Raw genomic sequence first — 20,205 nt, 5'->3', positions numbered from 1 at the left:
CCGCTTCTGGGTCACCGCTCGTCCGCTCGCGAGCCGCATTTTCTTAAATTCAGGCCAAGGCGTTCTTCGTCCCCGAGAACGGCTTTGCCTGTTGCCTTCTTGGCGCTCGAAAGCACCGACTTCGTTGCAATCCCTATGCCGGAACCGCAAGCAAAATTGAGACAGTCTTCCTGTCCTAACCGTCACCTTGCCAAATTTTTGTCTATCACACAAGCGCGCGCAAGTCCCGATTCCCCATCGATCAATCAATCGCTTTCCAGAAGTTGCGCGGCCCCGGTTTAGAAGCAAACACGCCCTGATCCGGCCCCGCCGACGCCGGAATCTTCAATGAAGCTTCGGATCGACCCTTCGGAAGCCGCGCCACGCCGCAAGAAGCGAAAGAGTGCGATCCCTCCGGGGGCCTGACAGGAGCGTCTCGACCATGAAGTTTTTCACAGGATGTGTGGCCGCCGCCACGCTGGCGCTGGCCGCGACCACGGCTCAAGCGCAGGTTCTAGCGCGAGGGGCGACGATCGCGGTCTCGGATTTCGAGGGGCCCTATGCGCCGCCGGAGGCCGCGCCGCCCCCGCCGCCGCGCTATGGCTATGGCTACGAAGAACGCGGGCCGGCCCCGGTGCTGCTGCCATCGACCGAGGTCTACGCGGTGCTGCGCGAGAACGGCTTCTCGCCGCTTGGCATCCCGCGCCTGCGCGGCAGCGTCTACACCATCGCGGTGATCGATCGCCGCGGGGAGGACGGCCGGCTGGTGATCGATGCCCGCGACGGAAGGATTTTGCGCTTCATGCCGGCTGCTGACGCCTACGGCATGGCGCCAGGCTACGAGCAGCCTGCGGTTGCGCCTTACCGCCCGCAAAGCGCTCTGCCGCCGCCGACCTTGGTCCGCAGCGGTCCGCCCCGCCCACCGGCCCCGATCCCGCATGTCGCCAGCCGCCCCATGCCGCTACCGAAGGCCGCCCCGCCGCGCGAGGCGCCGGTCGCCGCCGCTAAGCCAGCCGAACCCGCGACGCAGCAGGTCCAGGCGCCGCAGGCACAGCCTGCGACGCAGACCGCGGCCGCCGTGCCGGCGAAGCCCGCTGAGGTCGCACCGCAAGCCGCCGCGCCAACCGTAGGTCAGGTCAAGCCTGCCGCGACGATCCTGCCTACGCAGGAGATGCCGGCGGCACAGGGGCTGGACTAAGCGCGGGCGTTTGATGCGATGGCCCGCATCACGCCAACGGTGTCGTCCTGCGAAAGCCAGGACCCATACCGCGAGGTGCATCATTTGAGTGACGCGGGAGTACCGGAGGACGAGCCTTCGCCAAACATCCCCTTGGGGTAATGGGTCCTGGCTTTCGCCAGGACGACGTTGGGGAGAGAGTGGAGCAAAGCAAAAGGCGCCTGAGCATTCAGGCGCCTTTTGCACCATGACAAGCGCCACTTAGCTGCGGCCATATCCCGCCGCTTCCAGGATCAAATTCGCCACGTCCTTCGGATGCGACACCAACGAGAGGTGTCCGGCATCGAGCTCGATCGTGGTTGCGTTCATGCGCTTGGCGAGGAAGCGTTCGAGATCCGGATTGATCGTGTAGTCGTTCTTCGATACCGCGTACCAGCTCGGCTTCGCATGCCATGCCGCCTCGGTGGTGCGACCGGCAAAGATCGAGGCGGCGGTCGGCCATTGCACGGCGTAGAGCTCCCTGGCCTGCTCCGGCTTCACGCCATTGGCGAAATACTTCAGGAAGGCGTCTTCCGAGAGCTTGGTGTAGCCGTCGCGCTCAATGATGCCGGCACGCACGGGGCCGGTCGGGAACTGCTTCGACAGCGCGACAAAATCCTCGCCGGCATCGGGCGCACGTGCGGCGACATAGACGAGACCGGTGACCTTCGGATCGGTGCCGACCTGGCTGATCACGGTGCCGCCCCAGGAATGCGCGACCAGCACGGTCGGCCCCTCCTGTTCGGCCAGCACGCGCTTGGTCGCCTCGACGGAGTCCACAAGCGACAACAGCGGATTTTGCACGGCAGTTACGTTGAGCCCTGCGGCCTGGAGGATCGGGATCACTTCCGACCAGCTCGAGCCGTCGGCCCAGGCGCCGTGCACCAGCACGACGTTCTTGGCCTTTACGGTCTGCGGTGCCTGCGCATGAGCGAGGCTGAGAGGGGCCGCCAGCAGGCTCGCGGCGACGAAAAAGCTGCGCCAGAAAGTCATGATCGTTCTCCGTCTTGTTTTGGGTTCGATAGCTAAAGGACGGAGCGTGGGGCGACGGCGTTACGCCAATTCACCGCTCTGTGATGCGGTGCGGAAACCATCCAAACTACAGGTGTCGTCCTGGCGAAGGCCAGGATCCATTACCCCAGGAGATGTTGGGCGAAGATTGGTCGTTCGGTATTGCTACCGCACACGATTGATGGACCTCGCGGTATGGGTCCTGGCTTTCGCCAGGACGACAGCAAACGAAAAAAAACGCCCCGGGGCACCGGGGCGTTTTCGCAACCTGGAAGTGACGTCCGTGATTACGCGGCTACCGAGTTCTCGATCACCTGTGCGCCCTGCGCACCGGTGTTGATCGCGATCTGGCGCGGCTTCTTCGCCTCGGGAATCTCGCGGACGAGGTCGACGTGAAGCAGCCCGTTCTCGAGCGAGGCGTTCTTCACTTGCACGAAGTCGGCAAGCTGGAAGGCGCGCTCGAACGCACGCGCGGCGATGCCGCGGTACAGCACTTCGGCCTTCGAGTTCTCGTTGGCGACTTTCTCGCCCTTGATCGTCAGCGTGTTTTCCTTCGCGACGATGGAGAGCTCATCCTTGGCAAAGCCCGAGACCGCAACGGTGATGCGGTAGTCGTTCTCGCCGGTGCGCTCGATGTTGTAGGGGGGATAACCGGGGCTGCCGTCCGAACCGGCCTGGTCGAGCAGGTTGAAGAGGCGGTCGAAGCCGACGGTGGAACGGTAGAAGGGGGTCAGGTCGTAGGTACGCATGGTCAAGTCCTCCATTGAGCAACTGTTTGAGTAACCCGCCCGCCAATCGGGCCGGGCTTTCGTCTGTGTGCAGCCTGATGTTCCGGTTCCGAAACACTGGTAGCGGCCTGCACCAAGATGATATGGGTTGACGAGAACGGCGTTCAAGAGGGCGGATACTTGGCCTTTTCGGCGCTCCCGCCCCCTGATTAGCAGCACTTCGTGCCCAAGCCCTCCCCATCATGACGCTGGTCTCGATACCATCCAATCCCGTTCCCGAAGACGTCGTCAGCGGCACCATCAAAACCCCTGATGGCGTCGAGCTGCGCTTTGCGCGCTGGGCGCCGCCGGCGAACCGCAAGGGCACCGTCTGCGTCTTCACCGGACGCAGCGAGCAGATCGAAAAGTATTTCGAGACTGTGCGCGATTTGCGCGACCGCGGCTTTGCTGTGGCGATGATCGACTGGCGCGGCCAGGGCCACTCCTCGCGCCGTCTGCGCGATCCGCGCAAGGGCTATGTTCGCGACTTCGCCGATTTCGAGATCGACGTCGAGACCTTCGTGCAGCAGGTGGTGCTGCCGGATTGCCCGCCGCCCTTCTTCGCGCTCGCCCACTCCATGGGCGGCACGGTGATGCTGCGGGTGGCGCATGCGGGCAAGCGCTGGTTCGACCGCATGGTGCTGTCTGCGCCGATGATCGACCTCCCCGGCCGCGCCACCTCGTTTCCGGCGCGGGCTCTGCTGAAGACGATGCGCGTGTTGGGGATGGGCGGCCGTTATGTTCCCGGCGGCAGCGACCAGATCACCGGGCTAAATCCCTTCATCAACAATCCGCTGACCAGCGATCCCGTGCGCTATGCGCGCAATGCCGCGATCCTGGAGGAGGATCCGACCCTCGGGCTTGCGTCACCGACGGTCGCCTGGGCCGATACCGCCTTCCGCGCGATGAACACCTTCAAGGGCAAGAACTACCCGTCCGAGATACGTCAGCCGATCCTGATGCTGGCGGCCTCCAGTGACACCGTGGTCTCGATCGCGGCGATCGAGGAGTTCGCCTACCATTTGCGCGCCGGCTCCCATCTCGTGATCGCCGGCGCCAAACACGAGATCCTCCAGGAGCAGGACCGCTACCGCTCCCAATTCTGGGCAGCCTTCGACGCCTTCGTGCCGGGCACGCCGCTGTTCAAGTGAGGGTTTGAAGTGAATGGCTGCCGCGCGCGAGGTGCTCTCCCTCGCCCCGTTCTTGCGGGAGAGGGTTGGGGTGAGGGGCCTCTCTCGGCACGCAAGATCGTCGAGAGACCTGTACCCCCTCACCCGGATTGCATCTTCGATGCAATCCTACCTCTCCCCGCAAGCGGGGCGAGCTAGGGCGCAATTCACAGCGTCTTCAGATACTCGATCAGATCGTAGCGCTCGTTGTCGTCCTTGAACACGCGGCCGATCACGCCGGGACGTTTTTCCTCGCCGGGCTTGCGCTCGAAGGAATGGCCGAGCACGCTGTTGCCCTGGATCGGATCCTTGTCCGACCCCGCCGAGAATTCGGTTTCACCTGTCTTGCATTTCTCGTCGGCGGTGACCGCAAAGCCGACGGTCACGGGATCATAGTCGCGGCGGCCCATGCAGAATTTTTGCGGGCGCTCGCTTGCGGGCTTCAGCAGCCAGTAGAGAGACGGCACCGAACCGTTGTGCAGATAGGGCGCCGTGGCCCAGATGCCGTTCAGCGGCCGTGCCCGATAGCGCGCTCCCCCCACCGGATTGAGGCAGTTCTTGCGTGCGAGATTCCACAATTTCGCCCGTTCGGCGTCCGGCGTCTTCTCGTCGTCCATCCATTTGCGGGCGACGAGATCCACCACCGTCATCAGCCCGAGCGCATACACCATCTCGGTCGGCGAGCTTGCGGTCGAGACGTCGCATTGCCACCATTTCTGGAGGTCGGCCGTATTCACCTTCAGGAAGCCGGGCAGATCGACGATCCTGTTGCTGAGCACGAGCGACTGTTCGGGATCCGTCTTGATCTCGTCGAGAGGGATCGTCACCGCGTTCAGCACCTTGCTGTCGCCGCTCGGCTCCCAATGTCCCGAAGACCAGAAAGCCGGGGTGTCGATCGCCGGCAGATGGCATCCGGAACACATCTCGGCGTAGATCTTGCGGCCATTGTCGACCTTCTTCTGATCGAGCCTCCAATTGTCGCCAAGGATCTGCGAGGGCCATTTCGGCGCCAGCAGGCCGCCGAACTTCGGACCGGCGGAGGGATCTGCCGGCTTGAACGGATCGGGCCCCCTGAGCATGTCCTCGATCCAGCCGAGCGTGTTGATATGAACCGAGGACCGCCACAGCCTGTCTTCCGGATAGGCGTCGGACAGGTTTAGCAGCGCCGTCACGCCAAGGGCCTCGCCGGCGTTGCGGATCAGCGGCTGCTCGATCGAGGCGTCGTACTGGGCGAACTTGAACCAGGGCACGGTCCAGATCGGGGGATAGCTGACCGGGGCGTCCTGGGCATGCAGGTTCTTCTCGAATCCCTTGATCCCGCTCAGCGCGAGATCCTGCGAAAAGACCTGATTGCCGATGCGGTTGAGGGCGTCGAGGCGACCGAACCCTTCCTCGGTGTCACTCTGCTGACGGCCGTTCCAGGTCTTCTTGCCTTCAATCGTCTTTTGCTGGGTTTGCGCCCAGTCGATCAGGAAGTTGCCGATCGCGCTGAGCTTCTGCTTGAGCGCGGCGCGGTCAGCCTTGCTGGCATCCGGGCCGAGCACGCGATCGGCGAAGCGCTGGAAGCGGAATGGCACGTAAAGCGTGTAGGCGATCGACAGGCCGGTGGAGAGCTCGAGCTTCTTCAGGTCGGTCATGGCCGGGCCGCCGTCGAAACGCACGTCCACGCCCTGGTAATGGATCTGGCCGGTATGGCAGGCCGCGCAGGTCAGCCCGATCTTGTCCTCTTCGCGACGGCCCGTCGCAGGATCGACGACACTGGTCATCCGTGCGAAGCCGACCGGCAGGCCGTCGACGTTCTCCGCCGGCGTCCATCTGGTCGACCAGTCCGGCACCTGCGTCGTCTCGTAGACATTGGCGTAGCCGAAGCGCCGCAGTGACGTCGCGTCGGTCTGGATCGACTGCGGGCTCGGGATGAACCCGAAGCGTTCGAGATAGGCGCTCTCCGTCATCATGCCCGGCCGCGAGAACAGATGCAGGCGCGGCTGCTCCAGTGCCATGAACCATTCATAAGGCACCGGGAAGGTCGCTGTGCCCTGGCTGGCATGGTGAAACCAGTGCCTGTCCTTCAGCGACCAGTTCTGCTCGAGCCAAAAGGCCGCCTTCGTCTCAGGGACCTTGGGCAAGGGCGGCGGCAGGAGATTCACGAGAATTCCCTTTTGCGGCAGCATGGCGCGCACCTGGTCGGGGAATTCGGCGACCGCAACGAGCAAGGCGAGACCGAGGGCGAGGAGCAGGGCCGCAACCTTGAGGGCGCCCCGCACCACGCGCTGGCAAGTCGACAGCACCGGCTGCGATACGAGCCGCTGGTTGATGCGAGCAGGGAATTGGCGCTCGTTGAACAGCGTGCGCACGTCGGCCACGCTCAGATAGCGGTCCTCACCCGCGCCCTTGCCCACGATCTTCAGGAGGATCGGCCATTCGAACTTCATCAGCAGGGGGTAGTACCAGCGCGCGGCGCTGCCGGCGCGCTTGAGGTTGTCGCGCATGAAGACGCCGATTTCCGAGGCGTTGAGACCGGGCTCAGAGCCGCCGCCGTTCGGATCCTGGTAGGTCCGGCCGAAGCTCGCAAAACGCGCGAGCTCGTTCTCATCGACCTTGCCGTCGAGGCCGAGGACGCGCGAGCCGGCACCGCGCTTGTCGAGAGGGCCGCCACGCAACGCGTCGAGCTGCGCGCCCGAAAATATGCTCTTCAGGATGTGACCGAGACCGTTGGCGATCAGCGCGACGCCGCGGACCTGGATGCGGGCCGAGACCTTCTTCAGCCCGGTCTCGCCGCTCGCATTCGCGATCGTTTGCGACAGCGTGCCGAGCGGGACGGTTCCGCCGTCAACGAACCTCTCGCCGACGAGGCCGCGCAGGAATGGACAGGGATTGTTCGGCGAGACCTGGATCGAGGGGTCGAAGGGCGGCTTCGGAGCGGAGTCATGCATGGCCCAAAATCCTGAAAACGGCGAATCGTGAAATACAGACGCGGCGATAGAGCGCGGAAAGTCCTGACAAACCGACAACACATTATACTACTTCAGCGTGTAGCGGAGTGTGGCTGAATTCACTGTCGTGTCAATAAAGGCGGAGGGGACATTGCCGCGTGGCCGCGGCTGGCCCTCAGGATTCGGCGACGCGTTTGACGTCGCTCGAGACCAGGGTCAGTTTGCCGAGCGGCACGCCCGCATTCAAGAGTCCGGCGCGGTAATGGGCGAGGTCCTCGGGCCGCTTCCAATGGAAATTGCGCAAATGGCGGTCGACATTGAGAGTCGGGTAGTTAGCCATGAGCACGCGGGTCGCCTCGACCGCCTCGTCGCCGCGCCCCAATTGCGCCAGCGCTGAGGCGCGGATTGCCAGCGCCTGCAAATGGTTCGGGTTGATGTAGAGCTGTTCTCGAGCCCATGACAGGGTCGCGTCATATTGGCTCAGCAGATAATGGCTAAAGGCGTTCAGTGCGGCCCATTGGTAGCGCGGATCGCTGTTGTCGCGCTGTGCGGCCATCGAGAACAGCTCGATCGCCTCGCGGTGCTCGCCGATGACGAAATGGCAGATGCCGAGCACGCCGCGCGCGCCGTTGTCGTAGGGGTTGAGCGCGACGGCGCGTTTGGCGGCGTCCATCGCGGCCTCGTAATGGCCCTCCAGCGCGTGGGTCCAGGACAGGATCGAGAACGCAAATGACGAGCGCGGATCGAGCCGGACGCTGGTTTCGGCAAGCTTCATCGCTTCGGCCCACATCTCGCGCGTGCCCTTGACCCAGCCGAACTGGATGCTCTGGATCTGGATCGTGGCGAGATAGGCGTGCGCAATCGACAGCTTGGGCTCGAGCCTGATGGCCTCCCGGAACAGGTCGACGGCGATGGCAAGGTCTTCCTTGGTTTGCCGATAATAGTGCGACAGCCCCTTGAGGAAGCGGTCCCAGGCGGTGACGTCGGTCGAGAGCCGCGCCGGCGCCGAGGCCTCGGCCCGGACGATCTCGGTGGCGATGGCGGCGGACAGGTTGGTGGTGATCTCGTCCTGCATCGCGAAGAGATCGCCGATGTCGCGGTCGTAGCGGCCGGTCCAGAGCTGCTCGCCGGTCTCCGGCGCGATCAGCTCGGCGGTGACGCGGATCTTGGCTCCGGCACGCCGCACCGAACCCTGGATCAGATAGGTGGCGTCGATCTCCCGCGCGATCAGGCGGGTGCTGGCGTTGTTGCCCTTGAACACGAAGGTCGAGTTGCGGCTCAGCACCCGATAGAAGGATTGCAGCGACAGCGCGTGAATCAAATCCTCGGTCAGGCCGTCAGAGAAATACTCGTCCTGGGCATCGCTGAGATTGGCAAAGGGCAGCACGCCGACGATCGCCGTGCGGTACTGCTGCGAAAGGGCGGATGCCTCCCTCAGCGCGGGCGCAAGCGCCGGTGCACCCTCAGGCGTCCAGGTCCAGACCCCGATCGGATCCTTGATGTTTTTGAAGCGGTGGTTGCCGGCATCGACCAGCGGCACGGTGAGATGCTTGCCGGCCTCCTTGTAGGCCTTGGCCGAGATCGCGAAGCCGCCGGGGCTCGCCACGGCTTCGAGGCGGACGGCAATGTTGACATCGTCACCGAAGACCTCGTCCTCATCGGCGATGACGTCACCCATATGGATCCCGAGGCGGAACTGCATGGCGCGATCGGCGGGCAGATGGTGATTGCGCTCCGCCATCAGCGTCTGCATCGCGATCGCGGCCTCGGTGGCGCCGACGATCGAGGGGAATTCCAGCAGGAAGCCGTCGCCGGTGTTTTTGACGACGCGGCCGCCGTGATTGAGGATGATGGGGTGGATCGCGCTGCGATGGGCCTTGAAGGCGGCATGGGTGCCGGCCTCATCGGTGCCCATCATGCGCGAATAGCCGGCGACATCGGCGCAGACAATGGCAGCCAGACGTCTTTCCATATTCCGGAGCTCCAAGAGACTTGCAAGAGACTTGGAAGAAATCGAGGACCGGCCACAGCGTGACAGTCGCCTCGAATCCCGCGTTCAAAGAACCCGTTCCTTATAGAGCAGATGAGGCCGAGCGAAAGTATGATCCGCATTGCAAATTCGAGGTAAATCCTCGGCAATCCCGGCAGTGGACGGGGACGAGCGAACCCACTAAGCCGGCCTCTTGGGCCATGGTTGGGCGAAGGAGGCACGTCACACATGCTGGGCATTCACGAAATCTGGCTCTTCATCCTGTCAGGCGTGCTGCTCAACATCACGCCGGGGCCTGATACGGTCTATGTAATCGGCCGCAGCATGCAGCTGGGCTGGCGAGGTGGCGCCGCGGCCGCGCTGGGCATCAGTTGCGGCTGCTTTTTCCACGTCGCGGGCGCCGCAATCGGCCTTTCGGCCCTGCTGATGGCCTCATCGACCGCGTTCTCGATCCTGAAGCTGGTCGGAGCGGCCTATCTCGTCGTGACCGGGCTTCAGATGCTATGGTCGCGCCCGGTGCTGGCCTCGGCCATCGACGAGCCGGTGCAGAGCTCGCTGCGGCGAGTCTTCCTCCAGGGCGTCTTCACCAACACGCTCAATCCCAAGGTCGCGCTGTTCTTCCTGGCCTTCCTGCCGCAATTCGTCGCAGGCGACTCGGCGCACAAGCCGCTCGCCTTCCTGACGCTCGGCCTGATCTTCATCTGCACGGGAACGCTGTGGTGCCTGGTGCTGGCGGCGTTCGCGGCAAAAGCCGCCCACCGCTTGCGGAGCTCCGAAGGCGCGGTCGCGTGGGTTAACCGGGCCCTCGGCGGCCTCTTCATCTATCTCGGCATCCGCGTCGCCATGCTGGAGACGCGGTAACTTCTTTTACGCGATTTCCTTCAGCAGCGCGCTGCCGGCGAGATAGAGGCCGAGCAGGATCATCGCGATCAGGAACCAGCGGCGAAACGCTTCCGCCGGCATCCGCGCCCGCACCGTTTGGCCGATGTACATGCCCGCAAACGCGCAGGCCATGCCCACGGCGCCCGGCACCGCATTGGCCGACGTCAGCAATCCGCCCGCGGTGAGATTGAAGGCGAGCGCCAGTGTTGCTGTCGTGAAGAACACGCCGAGCGCCTGCACCAGCTCGTCCTTCTCCATGCCGATCGCCTGCATGAACGGCATCGAGGGGATCACCTGCACGCCGGTCGAGGCCGAGATCGCGCCGGTGACCAAGCCGACCACGCCGCCGACCCATTTCTCGTTCTTTGGCGCAACGTGAAACTGGAATTTGTTCAGCCCGATGATCGCGTAGATGACGAGCAGGATGCCGAGCACGATCGTGCCGTAGCGCGCATGCGGACCGGTGAGCGCGCCGGCATTGAGCCAGCACCCGATCACGGTGCCGATCATCAGCGGCCACAGCCGCCGCAGGATGTCGCGCAAATGGGGGCCGACGAAAGTCTGCCAGATGTTGCTGAGGATGGCGGGCACGATCACGATGGCGATCGCGCGGCTTGGCGCCATGCTCACCGCGAGCAGGCCCATGGACACCGTCGGCAGACCGAGCCCGACCACGCCCTTGACGAATCCGGCAATCAGGAAAACGGCGGCGATGAGAATGAGGAGCGGGTCGATCATATCTGCACATTGACCGATGCCGCGCGTCGGCACAATCTGTAGCTTACGGAGAAAGCCTTCGTTAGAAACGAAGGCTGAAGGACTCGGGATGCGCTTCGACCTCGTCGACCTCCAGCTGTTCATCGCAGTCGCCGACCAGCGCAGCATCACCCGCGGCGCGGAGCGGTCGCATCTGGCCCTGGCCTCGGCCAGCGCGCGCATCAAGGGGCTGGAGGATGCGCTCGGCGTCGCGCTGCTCAAGCGCGGGCGCCGCGGCGTCGAATTGACCGCGGCCGGCGAGAGCCTGCTCGATCATGCGAGGGTCGTCATCCACCAGATCGACGCCATGCGCGGCGATCTCGCCGGCTTTGCCAGCGGCGTGCGCGCGAGCGTGCATTTCCTCGCCAATACCTCCGGCCTCTCGGAGCATCTGCCGAAGGCGCTCGCCGGCTTCCTGCGCGAGCATCGCGACGTCGCCATCGACATCGAGGAGCGCGAGAGCACCGACATCGCGGCCGCGATCACTGCGGGCGCGGCCGATCTCGGCTTCGCAGCCGAGCACGCGCTGCCGGATCATATCGAGCGATTCGCCTTCAGCGAGGATCGCCTGACGCTGGTGACGTCCAGGCGCGGCCCGTTCGCCGGCCGCCGCGCGATTGATTTCCAGGAGGCGGGTGCTTGCGAGTTCGTTGGGCTCACCAGCGCCACCGCGCTTCAGGTGCATATTTCGAAGCACGCCGCCCGGCTCGGCATGCGGCCGCATTACCGCGCACGCCTGCGCGACTTCGACGCGATCTGCCAGATGGTCGCCGCCGATGTCGGCGTTGCCCTGGTGCCCGAAGCTGCGGCCCGCCGCTGCGCCAAGCTGATGCCGCTCGCCATGGTCCGCCTGCGCGATAGCTGGGCCAACCGCAAACTCGTGATCTGCGCGCGAAGCTTCAAGACGCTGCCGCGCCCGGCCAAGATGCTGGTGGAGCATTTGCGGGCCGCGGCGGTGTGAGTTCTGCGCTACTTCGCGGTCTCCACACCTGCGTCCTTGATCACCTTCGCCCATTTTTTCGTCTCGTCCGCGATGAAGGCGCGAAAATGCTCCGGCTCATCGCCGACCAGCGTCGCGCCCTGGGCGGCGAGCTTTTCCTTCACCGCGGGATCCGCCATCGCCTTCGTGGCCAGACCATGCAGCGCGGTGACGATCTCCTTCGGCGTGCCCTTCGGCGCGACCATGCCGTACCAGTTCTCGATGCGAAGATCAGGAAAGCCGGCTTCCGCGGTGGTCGGCACGTCAGGCGCCGTCGGCGAACGCTCGGCGGAGCCAACTGCGATCGGTCGCAGGGCGCCCGCCTTGACCTGCGGCAGCAGCACGGGGAGATCCAGGAACGTCATCTGCACCTGCTGGCCCAGCAGATCGTTCACGGCCGGCGCCGCGCCGCGATAGGGCACGTGCACGATGTCGATTTTCGCCGTCAGCTTGAACAGTTCACCGGCGAGATGCGGCAGGCTGCCGGGGCCGGAGGAGGCGAAGTTGAGCTTTCCCGGCTGCGCCTTGGCGAGCGCGATCAATTCGTCGATATCCTTGGCGGGTATGTTGGTCGCCACCACAAGCATTTCCGGCACGGTCGCCACCAGTGTCACCGGCGTGAGGTCGGACAATGTGTCGTAGGCGACCCGCTCCATGCTCGGGCTGATGGCGAGCGCGCCGGCGCTGGAGATCGCGATGGTGTAGCCGTCAGGTGCAGCCTTGGAGACGGCATCGGTGCCGAGCACGCCACCCTGGCCGCCGCGATTGTCGATCAGCACCGGCTGTCCTGACAGCTCCGACATGCGCCGGCCGATCACGCGGGCGATGATGTCGTTGGGGCCGCCGGCCGGGAACGGCACAATCAGCTTGATCGGCTTGGTCGGGAAATTCTGGGCGGAGGCGAGCGTCGGAAACAGAAGCAAGACCGCGAGAAGGAGCGTGCGCCGGTTGGTCATGCAGGCCCCTGTATCGCTTAGCCGTTGAGCAGTTTCAGTGCTTCTTCGTGAACCCTGGCGTCACCGGCCGCGACGATGCGGCCGCCGCCCTGCGCCGGCTTGCCTTCCCAGGTGGTGACGACGCCGCCGGCGCCGGTCACGATCGGGATCAGGGCCGCGATGTCGTAAGGCTTCAGCTCGGTCTCGACCACGAGATCGACGTGCCCCGCCGCCAGCATGCAATAGGAGTAGCAGTCGCCGCCATAGCGCGACAGCCGCGCGCCCTTCTCGATGCGGCCGAAGATGGCGCGGTCGCGCTCGTTCATGAGCAGCGGGCTGGTGGTGTAGGTCGTCGCCTCCGACAGCGAAGCACAGCGCCGGACCTGGAGCCGGCGCTCGCCGGAGGGGCCACTATAATGAGCCGAGCCGCTGTCGCCGGAAAAGCGTTCGCCGATGAAGGGCTGGTGCATCATGCCGTACACCGGCGTGCCCTTGTGCAGGAGCGCGATCAGCGTGCCCCAGATCGGAAAGCCGCCGATGAAGGATTTGGTGCCGTCGATGGGGTCGAGCACCCAGACATAGTCCGAATCCTCGCGCTCGTTGCCGAATTCCTCGCCGACGATACCGTGCTGGGGAAAGTTGGCCTTGATCAGGCGCCGCATCACCGCCTCCGCGGCGCGGTCGGCCTCGGTCACGGGGTCGAAATCCTTGGTCTTGCTCTTGTCCTCGATCGACAGCGAGGTGCGGAAGAACGGCAGGATGGTTTCGCCGGAGGCGGTGGCGAGCCGTCCGATGAAGGCGGAGAAATCGATCACCGTCACGGCGAATCCTCAAAAAGCGAAAGTCGGGTGAAGCTCACTCCTGCCTAGCTCAAATCGGAAGGATCGTGCAGCGCTGTCTTGCTTTTGCACCCTGGTATTTTGGATCCGGGAAGCGTTCGCCTCGTCGAAGACACCCGCTGGGCAAATATCGATCATTGAGTTGAAACCTTAGTTCCGGGTTTGCCTCGTTCGTATGCAAATGACTATCAACCCATTGAATTTCCTTATCAAAGGAACTGAATCCGGGTTTCTCTGGAAGCAACCGAGCTATGTCCTCATTGCATGGGAAATCGCTCGAAAGCCCTTGCACTTTGTGCGTCGCGGCCGCATATTGTTGCGGTGCGGTAGCGCTTCTCGCGTTACTGCTGCCCTCCTTGGGCGTTTCCTCCCTAGACTTGGGCCGCTTCTTCATTAGAAGCGGCCCTTTTTTCTTTCAGCCTCTCATTCTTTCAGCCTTGGCTTTCATTTCAACGCGCGCCGCGAAAGGCGTTCGCACTGATCGCACCCAACACAATCATTCGCAGCAAACGTCGCGCTTATTCCGCCGCGGCCTGGAACGGGCCGAGATCGCCGAACGGGACCGTGGTCGCCAGCACGTCTGCGAGCACGCCGAAGTCCGACGCCACTTGCGCAAAGCGCGGAATGCGCTCGCGCCGCCGTTCGTCCATGTAGATCGCGCGGTTGAGCTCGAGCTGCACGGCGTGGAGGCCGCTGGCCGGGTTGCCGTAATGCTCGGTGATGAAGCCGCCGGCATAGGGCTTGTTGCGGCCGATCGAATAGCCGAGCCCGGCCATGGTCTCCTCGACCCGGTCGGGCAATAGCGGCGTGCAGCTCGTGCCGTAGCGGTCGCCGATCACGATGTCGGGCCGCCGCGGCTCGTCGCGGGAGACGCCGACCGAGGGCATCGAATGGCAGTCGACCAGCACGACGGTGCCGAACATCTGGTGCACCTTGTTGATCAGCCGGCGCAGCGCGCGATGATAGGGCTTGTACAGCGTCTCGATCCGCCCCAGCGCGTCGTCGACCAGGATGCGCTCGCGATAGATCTCCTGGCCGTCGCCGACCACGCGCGGAATGGTGCCGAGCCCGCCGGCGACCCGCATCGAGCGGGTGTTGGCAAAGCTCGGCAGGCGCCCGGTGAACATCCGGGGATCGAGCTCATAGGGCTCACGATTGACGTCGACATAGGAGCGGGGAAAGTTGACCCGCACGGTCGGAAAGCCGCGCTCGCTGAGATGGCCGATCAACTCGTCCATGAAGGAATCTTCGGAACGCCGCAGCGTCGGCAGGTCGATCCTGGAGGCGCTGAGGAATTCGTCCGGATAGGTCGAGCCGGAATGGGGCGAGTTGAAGATAACCGGCGCGCGCCATTGCGCGGGCTCAACGATCTCGAACGCTGGCGACTTGTCGCCGTCAAACCGGGTCATCTTCTCAGGCTTCATCCCTTGGTGTCAGGCTTCGTCCCTTGGCAATCAGGCTTTGCCTCTCGGTATCAGGCTTCGCCCTTAGCGCCGCACGATCCAACAAGCCCCGGCACCGGTCTCAACGCATTGATTCGGCCGATCAGGAGGCTCTTATGTGTCGTCATTGTCCGGAATCGCAACCATCCTGCCAAGCGAAAAGATGAGATCTGCGCTGGAACATCTCTTAACCCTGCGGGCAGCGAGATGGGGACCGGCAGGTACGGCTCGATTGCTTCGAACTGCTTTCAGGTTCACAAGGGGCCGGCAAGCACAGCCGGCTCAGGGTAAATATTTTCACCCCATATTTACCCTCCGTCGGGCTTAGTGACCTCTGCTGATATCCTCTGGGGATTCGACATTTCCGCCATGCCAAAGATCCTGCTCGCCGAAGACGACAACGACATGCGCCGTTTCCTGGTCAAGGCGCTGGAAAACGCCGGTTTTCAGGTCTCGTCCCACGATAACGGCATGGCCGCCTACCAGCGGCTGCGGGAAGAGCCGTTCGAGATGCTGCTCACCGACATCGTGATGCCGGAGATGGACGGCATCGAGCTCGCCCGCCGGGCCTCGGAACTCGACCCCGACATCAAGATCATGTTCATCACCGGCTTCGCCGCGGTCGCCCTGAACTCGGATTCGGACGCCCCCAAGAACGCCAAGGTGCTGTCCAAGCCCGTGCATTTGCGTGAATTGGTCAGCGAAGTGAACAAGATGCTGGCGGCCTAAATCGGCCCCCTTTCGTCCTTGCACCGGCTCCCCTGAGCCGTTATAGGGACCCGACCCGAACGCAAGTGGACTTTTAGGGCGCGTAGCTCAGCGGGAGAGCACTACCTTGACATGGTAGGGGTCACAGGTTCGATCCCTGTCGCGCCCACCATCCTTCGCTCGCGATTAGCCGAGAGAAGGATGCCCCGCGGAAGCCCAAAGGGCGCAGGCGGGCTGTATCCGCGAGCTACGGCCACGCAAGCCACCAATCTCATTGCGAGAAGCATGTCCGGCGAAGCTCGAAGAGAGTAGACGGACTGGAGCGTTTTGCTCCGCTGCCTGGAACGTCCAGACGCGCTCCCGCATTGGTTCGCCATGCCGAAAGTGTTCAAGCGTGGCGATCATGTCAGCTGGAATTCCGAGGCCGGCCGGGTGCGCGGCCACATTCTCCGCGTGCACACCAAGGACGTCGCGTACAAGGGCTACGTCCACCGTGCCAGCCCCGACGATCCGCAATACGAGATCAAAAGCGACAAGACCGATCACGTCGCCTTGCATAAGGGCCGGGCGTTGCGCTTGCTCCGGAGCTGATGGGCGATGGCTCACCCATTCTTCACGATCGGCCACGGCACACTTCCAATCGGTGAGTTCGTTGTCCTGTTGCAGAGCGTGTCCGTCACGCATCTGGTCGACGTCCGCACCGTGCCTCGCTCGCGCACCAATCCCCAATACAATCGCGAGGCCCTGCCGCAAGCACTCGGGGCCGTTTCGATCGGCTATGAGCATATCGCCTCGCTCGGTGGCCTGCGCAGCCGCAAGCGTGAGGTGCCGCGCGAGACCAATGCTTTCTGGCAGAATGCGAGCTTTCACAACTATGCCGACCACGCCTTGAGCGAGAGCTTTCGCGAGGGGCTCGCGCATCTGCGCGAACTCGGACAGGCGCAGCGATGCGCCATCATGTGCGCCGAGACGGTATGGTGGCGCTGCCACAGGCGGATCATCACCGATTACCTGCTCGCCGGCGGCGAGAGCGTGTTTCACATGATGGGACCCGGGCAGGTCAAACAGGCCGAGATGAATCGGGCGGCGCACATCATGGCTGACGGCCGCTTGGTTTATCCCGCGGAAAGTTAGCCAATCCCGCTATTCGCGGCTATGATTGCTGCAGTCCGTAAATCCTCTGGCGAGTTGGTTATCGCTACCCGTCAGCTATAGGATCTATGCTCCTCTTGGTCCGCGACGTGAGTTTGCCATGAGCATTTCCGTGCTCGAACAGGCCAGAATCCAGGCGCAGGTGTTGGTGCCCTTGGTCAAGACGCTCCAGGCCGAGCTCGGCGAGGCGCGCGCCAACGCGCTGGTGCGCAAGGCGCTCGGCGATCTCTATCGCGGTTTCGGCCAGGAATTCTGGAAGGCAAAGAACGAGCCCAATCTCGGCAAGGCGGTGTCCTCTGCCTTCCAGACCTATGCTCGTGACGACGCGCTCGCATACGATATTGTCGAGCAGACCGAGGACGTCTTCGCGCTTGATGTGAAGCGATGCGCCTATGCGGAGTTCTATAAGGCGCTGGGCGAACCCGAGCTCGGCTTTCTCCTGGTCTGCACCGCCGACTTTGCGACGGCGGAAGGATTCGGATCCGACGTGGCGCTGACGCGAATGCAGACCATCATGCAAGGCGCGTCTCATTGCGATTTCCGCTATCGGCGCGAGCCGGGCGGACCACGGTGAAGGGAATGCGCACCATGCGAGCGAGCTGTCTGGCCGTGGCGATATTGTCGCTGATTGCGTCGCGGGCTGACGCAGCCATCATCGACTGGCAGGCCGAACTCCAGCGCTGCCGCGCGCTACGCCAAAACGTGGCGCCATTGCTGCAGGCCGGCCAAGGGATATCCGCGGTCGGCCGCTCCAATACGGCCGTGCGCCGTTGCATCTGGATCCAGCGCCGGGCGGTGCGCAAGAAAATCCCCGGCGCGGAGACATGGTAGCTACGCAGACCGGCATCCGCCCATCTCTGAACAGACTTGTCCGAAAAGGACGTGTCTGCAAAAGACGTATCTGAAATAGACTTGGACCCGCGCGCGATCGTCTCCATAATCGACGCGGAAAGTGCATTGCCGCGGCAATCAACCCTCCAGCAAAATGCGGCACGCTGCAAGGGAACTGGAGACGCCGATGTTCAAAACCCCGAGTCCGAAATTCGTGATGGCGCTCGCCATCGTCACGGGCCTCGCGATGGCGCACGCACACGCGGATTCGTCGCTGCCGGTGGGGCCGAAAGTAGGCGATCAGGACCTGTCCGGCTTTTATCGCTGGTCCCAAGCCCTCCCCGAAAGTCCCGGCGTGGTGCTGCGCAGGGAGGCGATGCTGGCGCAGCCGGAGATCGCGAGCGCGGGTGTCGCCGAACGCATCCTCTACACGTCGACGGATCTGCGCTGGCACGCCGGTATCGTGCCGGTGAGCGGTACGGTCTATCTCCCCAAGGGCGAGCCGCCGGCCGGAGGCTGGCCGCTGGTCGCGTGGGCGCATGGCACGCTCGGCGTGTCGGATTCCTGTGCGCCGTCCTGGACCGGGCACAAGCCGCGCGATGCTACCTATATCCAGCGCTGGCTCGAGAACGGTTTTGCGGTGGTGGCGACCGATTATCAGGGCCTCGGCGGCGCGGGGCCGCATCCTTATCTGATCTGGGAGGCGGAGGGGCGCTCCGTGCTCGACAGCGTGCGCGCCGCACTCGCCGCCTATCGCGACAAGCTCGCCTCGAAGGTTTTCGTCACCGGACAATCGCAAGGCTCGGGCGCGGCAATGGGCGCGACCGTGATCGCGGAAAGCTACGCGCCCGACGTGCCGCTGATCGCCACCGTCGCCACGGGCCTGGTGTCCACGTTCCCCGACGGCCCTTATAAACCGCCGCAGACGACCGCGATCGCTTCGCCGATCTATACGTCGCTGATGCTGCTCGGCGGCTCGTTGCCGGATGGCGCGCCGTCCGCCGATGATCTCGTCTCCGACAAGGGCAAGCCGGTCCTGAAGGCGGCGCGTGAAAGCTGCACGCCTGATATGCGCGAGATCGCGCGCAAGGACGGCATTACCGCCGAGAACGTCTATGTCGAGCCTATCGCCGATGTGATGGCGCGGCTGACGCCGATCACGGACATGAAGGCCGTTCGGCTGAAGGTGCCTATGCTGCTCGGGACCGGTCTTGCCGATTCCACGCTGGTCCCGACCCGGCAATATGCCGAAGTCGCGGCGCTGTGCGCGGCCGGCAACGATGTGGTCTGGAAGACCTATCCCGGCGCGACGCACAATGGCGGCCTGAATGCGGCCTTCCCGGATGCGCTAGCGTTCTTCCGCGGCATGCTCGCCGGACAAAAGCCGCGGGGCAATTGCGCGGGACTTGCCGAACCCGGTGCTCCGGGCGAACCCGCGAAAGGCATCGCTTTCAACGATTAACTCACCAGATATGTCTTCACCGCCGCCTCGTCCCACGCAATGCCGTTGCCGGGCTCTTCGCTCGGCAGCGCAAAGCCGTCCTTGATCTGCAAACGGGTCGCGAGCACCGCGTCGGCCCAGTCGACATATTCCAGCCAATGCGCGGTCGGCGTCACGCAGAGCAGGTGTGCGCTGACTTCCGAGAACAGATGCGTCGACATCTCGATCCCGGCGGCATGCGCCAGCGCGGCGGCGCGGAGCCAGCCGGTGACGCCGCCGATGCGCTGCACGTCGGGCATCAAATAGTCGCAGGCTTCCGCGGAGAGCGCGGCTTGCATCGCGAACGCGCTGTCAAAGTTCTCGCCGATCTGGACCGGCGTGCGCAGCGCATCCGCGATACGGGCGTTGCCCTCATAATCGTCGTGACGGATCGGCTCCTCGATCCAGGTCAGGCCCTCATCGTCGAGCATCTCGCCGCGGCGGATGGCCTCGCTGACCGTCAGCGCCTGGTTGTAGTCGCACATCAGCGTCACGTCGTCCCCGACAGCCTTGCGCACCGCGCGTACCACCTTCAGGTCTTCCCGCGCATCGGGACGGCCGACGCGGATCTTCGCGGCCTGAAAGCCCTCGGCCAGCAGCTTGTGGGCTTCCTCCACCGCGGCACCCGCCGGCATGATCCCAAGCCCCTTCGAATTGTAGGCCCTGACCGGTTTCGGCGCGCCGCCGAGCAGCCGCGCCAGCGGCAGGCCTTTGCTGCGGGCGAGCGCGTCCCATACCGCCATGTCGATGCCGGATTGCGCCAGCCGTTGCAGGCCGGCCAAACCCAAGAGCGTGAAGCGCTGGGTCAGCTTGCGCTCGATCTCGAACGGTAGCAGCTCGTCGCCTGCAAGCAGCTCCGACATTTCCGCGACCATCCCCGTCAACGGCTTCAAGGCCGAGGGTGTGATCGAGAACAGATAGGCGTGCCCTACGGTGCCCTGGTCCGTTTCGCAGTCGATCAGCACCAGCGGCGCCTTTGCGACAGCCCCGGTCGAGGTCTTAAGCGGGAGGTTCATCGGCACAATGACGGGGCGCGCATTGAAGCGCTTGATGCGGATGGTCTCGGTCATTTGATGGATCTCCCGGTGGAGTGAATGCAGATTAATGCCGATCTTAAACATTCGCCATGAAACGAA

General features: G+C 64.1%; 19 protein-coding genes and 1 tRNA gene. 11 read left to right on the top strand and 9 right to left on the bottom strand.

Annotated elements, in window-relative coordinates; translation table 11 throughout:
• Positions 1 to 421 precede the first annotated feature (421 nt).
• The gene (locus BRA1417_RS0100100; protein WP_027514056.1) at positions 422 to 1,177 is read left to right on the top strand and encodes a hypothetical protein; all 756 of its coding nucleotides are present in this window, start codon (positions 422 to 424) and stop codon (positions 1,175 to 1,177) included.
• A 240-nt stretch (positions 1,178 to 1,417) separates the two neighbouring features.
• On the opposite strand, the gene BRA1417_RS0100095 is transcribed toward BRA1417_RS0100100, so the two are convergent.
• Both BRA1417_RS0100095 and BRA1417_RS0100090 read right to left on the bottom strand, forming a co-directional pair.
• Positions 1,418 to 2,188 (bottom strand): alpha/beta fold hydrolase, encoded by a 771-nt coding sequence (locus BRA1417_RS0100095; RefSeq protein WP_027514055.1) that lies wholly within the window; start codon positions 2,186 to 2,188, stop codon positions 1,418 to 1,420.
• Positions 2,189 to 2,493: 305 nt separating this feature from the next.
• Positions 2,494 to 2,955 carry an Hsp20 family protein gene (locus BRA1417_RS0100090; RefSeq protein WP_007597127.1) on the bottom strand — a complete coding sequence of 154 codons (462 nt, stop codon included), beginning with the start codon at positions 2,953 to 2,955 and terminating at the stop codon, positions 2,494 to 2,496.
• A 221-nt stretch (positions 2,956 to 3,176) separates the two neighbouring features.
• Here BRA1417_RS0100090 and BRA1417_RS0100085 point away from each other — a divergent pair, with 221 nt between their 5' ends.
• A complete protein-coding gene (locus BRA1417_RS0100085) occupies positions 3,177 to 4,124 on the top strand; it encodes an alpha/beta fold hydrolase (RefSeq protein ID WP_018453339.1) in 948 nt (315 codons plus the stop codon).
• A gap of 185 nt (positions 4,125 to 4,309) precedes the next feature.
• Here BRA1417_RS0100085 and BRA1417_RS0100080 read toward each other — a convergent pair whose 3' ends face one another.
• Positions 4,310 to 7,075, bottom strand: a complete 2,766-nt coding sequence (locus BRA1417_RS0100080) for a di-heme-cytochrome C peroxidase (protein ID WP_027514054.1) — start codon at positions 7,073 to 7,075, stop codon at positions 4,310 to 4,312.
• A 175-nt stretch (positions 7,076 to 7,250) separates the two neighbouring features.
• Positions 7,251 to 9,047, bottom strand: coding sequence for an adenylate/guanylate cyclase domain-containing protein (locus BRA1417_RS0100075; protein WP_027514053.1), 1,797 nt, complete (start codon positions 9,045 to 9,047; stop codon positions 7,251 to 7,253).
• Positions 9,048 to 9,293: 246 nt separating this feature from the next.
• Between BRA1417_RS0100075 and BRA1417_RS0100070 the strand changes: the two genes are divergently transcribed.
• Positions 9,294 to 9,926 (top strand): LysE family translocator, encoded by a 633-nt coding sequence (locus BRA1417_RS0100070; protein ID WP_027514052.1) that lies wholly within the window; start codon positions 9,294 to 9,296, stop codon positions 9,924 to 9,926.
• A 6-nt stretch (positions 9,927 to 9,932) separates the two neighbouring features.
• Here the strand turns inward: BRA1417_RS0100070 and BRA1417_RS0100065 are convergent, their stop codons facing one another.
• Positions 9,933 to 10,685: a sulfite exporter TauE/SafE family protein gene (locus BRA1417_RS0100065; protein WP_027514051.1), complete on the bottom strand. Its 753-nt coding sequence runs from the start codon at positions 10,683 to 10,685 to the stop codon at positions 9,933 to 9,935.
• 88 nt (positions 10,686 to 10,773) lie between these two features.
• Between BRA1417_RS0100065 and BRA1417_RS0100060 the strand changes: the two genes are divergently transcribed.
• Positions 10,774 to 11,664 (top strand): LysR substrate-binding domain-containing protein, encoded by an 891-nt coding sequence (locus tag BRA1417_RS0100060; RefSeq protein ID WP_027514050.1) that lies wholly within the window; start codon positions 10,774 to 10,776, stop codon positions 11,662 to 11,664.
• Positions 11,665 to 11,672: 8 nt separating this feature from the next.
• Here BRA1417_RS0100060 and BRA1417_RS0100055 read toward each other — a convergent pair whose 3' ends face one another.
• From BRA1417_RS0100055 to BRA1417_RS0100045, 3 genes are all read right to left on the bottom strand, one after another.
• Positions 11,673 to 12,638 carry a tripartite tricarboxylate transporter substrate binding protein gene (locus BRA1417_RS0100055; RefSeq protein WP_027514049.1) on the bottom strand — a complete coding sequence of 322 codons (966 nt, stop codon included), beginning with the start codon at positions 12,636 to 12,638 and terminating at the stop codon, positions 11,673 to 11,675.
• Positions 12,639 to 12,655: 17 nt separating this feature from the next.
• Positions 12,656 to 13,438, bottom strand: coding sequence for a histidinol-phosphatase (gene hisN / locus BRA1417_RS0100050; protein WP_027514048.1), 783 nt, complete (start codon positions 13,436 to 13,438; stop codon positions 12,656 to 12,658).
• 536 nt (positions 13,439 to 13,974) lie between these two features.
• Positions 13,975 to 14,865, bottom strand: coding sequence for an N-formylglutamate amidohydrolase (locus BRA1417_RS0100045; protein WP_027514047.1), 891 nt, complete (start codon positions 14,863 to 14,865; stop codon positions 13,975 to 13,977).
• A 402-nt stretch (positions 14,866 to 15,267) separates the two neighbouring features.
• On the opposite strand from BRA1417_RS0100045, the gene cpdR reads away from it, so the two are divergent.
• The 7 genes from cpdR to BRA1417_RS0100010 all read left to right on the top strand — a co-directional run bounded on the left by cpdR (position 15,268) and on the right by BRA1417_RS0100010 (position 19,051).
• Entirely contained in the window at positions 15,268 to 15,627 is a 360-nt protein-coding gene (cpdR, locus tag BRA1417_RS0100040) for a cell cycle two-component system response regulator CpdR (protein WP_007597092.1), read from the top strand.
• 76 nt (positions 15,628 to 15,703) lie between these two features.
• Positions 15,704 to 15,778 (top strand) — tRNA-Val (locus BRA1417_RS0100035).
• A gap of 203 nt (positions 15,779 to 15,981) precedes the next feature.
• Positions 15,982 to 16,197 carry a DUF2945 domain-containing protein gene (locus BRA1417_RS0100030; protein WP_027514046.1) on the top strand — a complete coding sequence of 72 codons (216 nt, stop codon included), beginning with the start codon at positions 15,982 to 15,984 and terminating at the stop codon, positions 16,195 to 16,197.
• A 6-nt stretch (positions 16,198 to 16,203) separates the two neighbouring features.
• Positions 16,204 to 16,740 (top strand): DUF488 family protein, encoded by a 537-nt coding sequence (locus BRA1417_RS0100025; RefSeq protein ID WP_027514045.1) that lies wholly within the window; start codon positions 16,204 to 16,206, stop codon positions 16,738 to 16,740.
• 118 nt (positions 16,741 to 16,858) lie between these two features.
• Complete coding sequence (locus BRA1417_RS0100020) at positions 16,859 to 17,332, top strand: L-2-amino-thiazoline-4-carboxylic acid hydrolase (protein ID WP_027514044.1); 474 nt, start codon at positions 16,859 to 16,861, stop codon at positions 17,330 to 17,332.
• 14 nt (positions 17,333 to 17,346) lie between these two features.
• Positions 17,347 to 17,589: a hypothetical protein gene (locus BRA1417_RS0100015; protein WP_027514043.1), complete on the top strand. Its 243-nt coding sequence runs from the start codon at positions 17,347 to 17,349 to the stop codon at positions 17,587 to 17,589.
• Positions 17,590 to 17,776: 187 nt separating this feature from the next.
• Complete coding sequence (locus BRA1417_RS0100010) at positions 17,777 to 19,051, top strand: lipase family protein (RefSeq protein WP_084462442.1); 1,275 nt, start codon at positions 17,777 to 17,779, stop codon at positions 19,049 to 19,051.
• On the opposite strand, the gene BRA1417_RS0100005 is transcribed toward BRA1417_RS0100010, so the two are convergent.
• On the bottom strand, positions 19,048 to 20,139 hold the full coding sequence (locus tag BRA1417_RS0100005; RefSeq protein ID WP_027514041.1) for an enolase C-terminal domain-like protein: 1,092 nt from the start codon (positions 20,137 to 20,139) through the stop codon (positions 19,048 to 19,050). The genes BRA1417_RS0100010 and BRA1417_RS0100005 overlap by 4 nt on opposite strands.
• Positions 20,140 to 20,205: the final 66 nt, after the last annotated feature.

Source organism: Bradyrhizobium sp. WSM1417 (assembly GCF_000515415.1).
In the GTDB taxonomy this organism is placed as follows: domain Bacteria; phylum Pseudomonadota; class Alphaproteobacteria; order Rhizobiales; family Xanthobacteraceae; genus Bradyrhizobium.
Note: the sequence above shows the minus strand (reverse complement) of the source record. Positions and strands in the feature narration are given on the sequence as shown.

Coding starts and splice junctions, on each gene's coding strand:
- BRA1417_RS0100055 (WP_027514049.1), bottom strand. CDS start 12,638: ATGACCAACCGGCGCACGCTCCTTCTCGCGGTCTTGCTTCTGTTTCCG.
- BRA1417_RS0100085 (WP_018453339.1), top strand. CDS start 3,177: ATGACGCTGGTCTCGATACCATCCAATCCCGTTCCCGAAGACGTCGTC.
- BRA1417_RS0100095 (WP_027514055.1), bottom strand. CDS start 2,188: ATGACTTTCTGGCGCAGCTTTTTCGTCGCCGCGAGCCTGCTGGCGGCC.
- BRA1417_RS0100025 (WP_027514045.1), top strand. CDS start 16,204: ATGGCTCACCCATTCTTCACGATCGGCCACGGCACACTTCCAATCGGT.
- cpdR (WP_007597092.1), top strand. CDS start 15,268: ATGCCAAAGATCCTGCTCGCCGAAGACGACAACGACATGCGCCGTTTC.
- BRA1417_RS0100075 (WP_027514053.1), bottom strand. CDS start 9,047: ATGGAAAGACGTCTGGCTGCCATTGTCTGCGCCGATGTCGCCGGCTAT.
- BRA1417_RS0100100 (WP_027514056.1), top strand. CDS start 422: ATGAAGTTTTTCACAGGATGTGTGGCCGCCGCCACGCTGGCGCTGGCC.
- BRA1417_RS0100015 (WP_027514043.1), top strand. CDS start 17,347: ATGCGAGCGAGCTGTCTGGCCGTGGCGATATTGTCGCTGATTGCGTCG.
- BRA1417_RS0100010 (WP_084462442.1), top strand. CDS start 17,777: ATGTTCAAAACCCCGAGTCCGAAATTCGTGATGGCGCTCGCCATCGTC.
- BRA1417_RS0100090 (WP_007597127.1), bottom strand. CDS start 2,955: ATGCGTACCTACGACCTGACCCCCTTCTACCGTTCCACCGTCGGCTTC.
- BRA1417_RS0100020 (WP_027514044.1), top strand. CDS start 16,859: ATGAGCATTTCCGTGCTCGAACAGGCCAGAATCCAGGCGCAGGTGTTG.
- BRA1417_RS0100005 (WP_027514041.1), bottom strand. CDS start 20,139: ATGACCGAGACCATCCGCATCAAGCGCTTCAATGCGCGCCCCGTCATT.
- BRA1417_RS0100065 (WP_027514051.1), bottom strand. CDS start 10,685: ATGATCGACCCGCTCCTCATTCTCATCGCCGCCGTTTTCCTGATTGCC.
- BRA1417_RS0100045 (WP_027514047.1), bottom strand. CDS start 14,865: ATGACCCGGTTTGACGGCGACAAGTCGCCAGCGTTCGAGATCGTTGAG.
- BRA1417_RS0100030 (WP_027514046.1), top strand. CDS start 15,982: ATGCCGAAAGTGTTCAAGCGTGGCGATCATGTCAGCTGGAATTCCGAG.
- BRA1417_RS0100070 (WP_027514052.1), top strand. CDS start 9,294: ATGCTGGGCATTCACGAAATCTGGCTCTTCATCCTGTCAGGCGTGCTG.
- BRA1417_RS0100080 (WP_027514054.1), bottom strand. CDS start 7,075: ATGCATGACTCCGCTCCGAAGCCGCCCTTCGACCCCTCGATCCAGGTC.
- BRA1417_RS0100060 (WP_027514050.1), top strand. CDS start 10,774: ATGCGCTTCGACCTCGTCGACCTCCAGCTGTTCATCGCAGTCGCCGAC.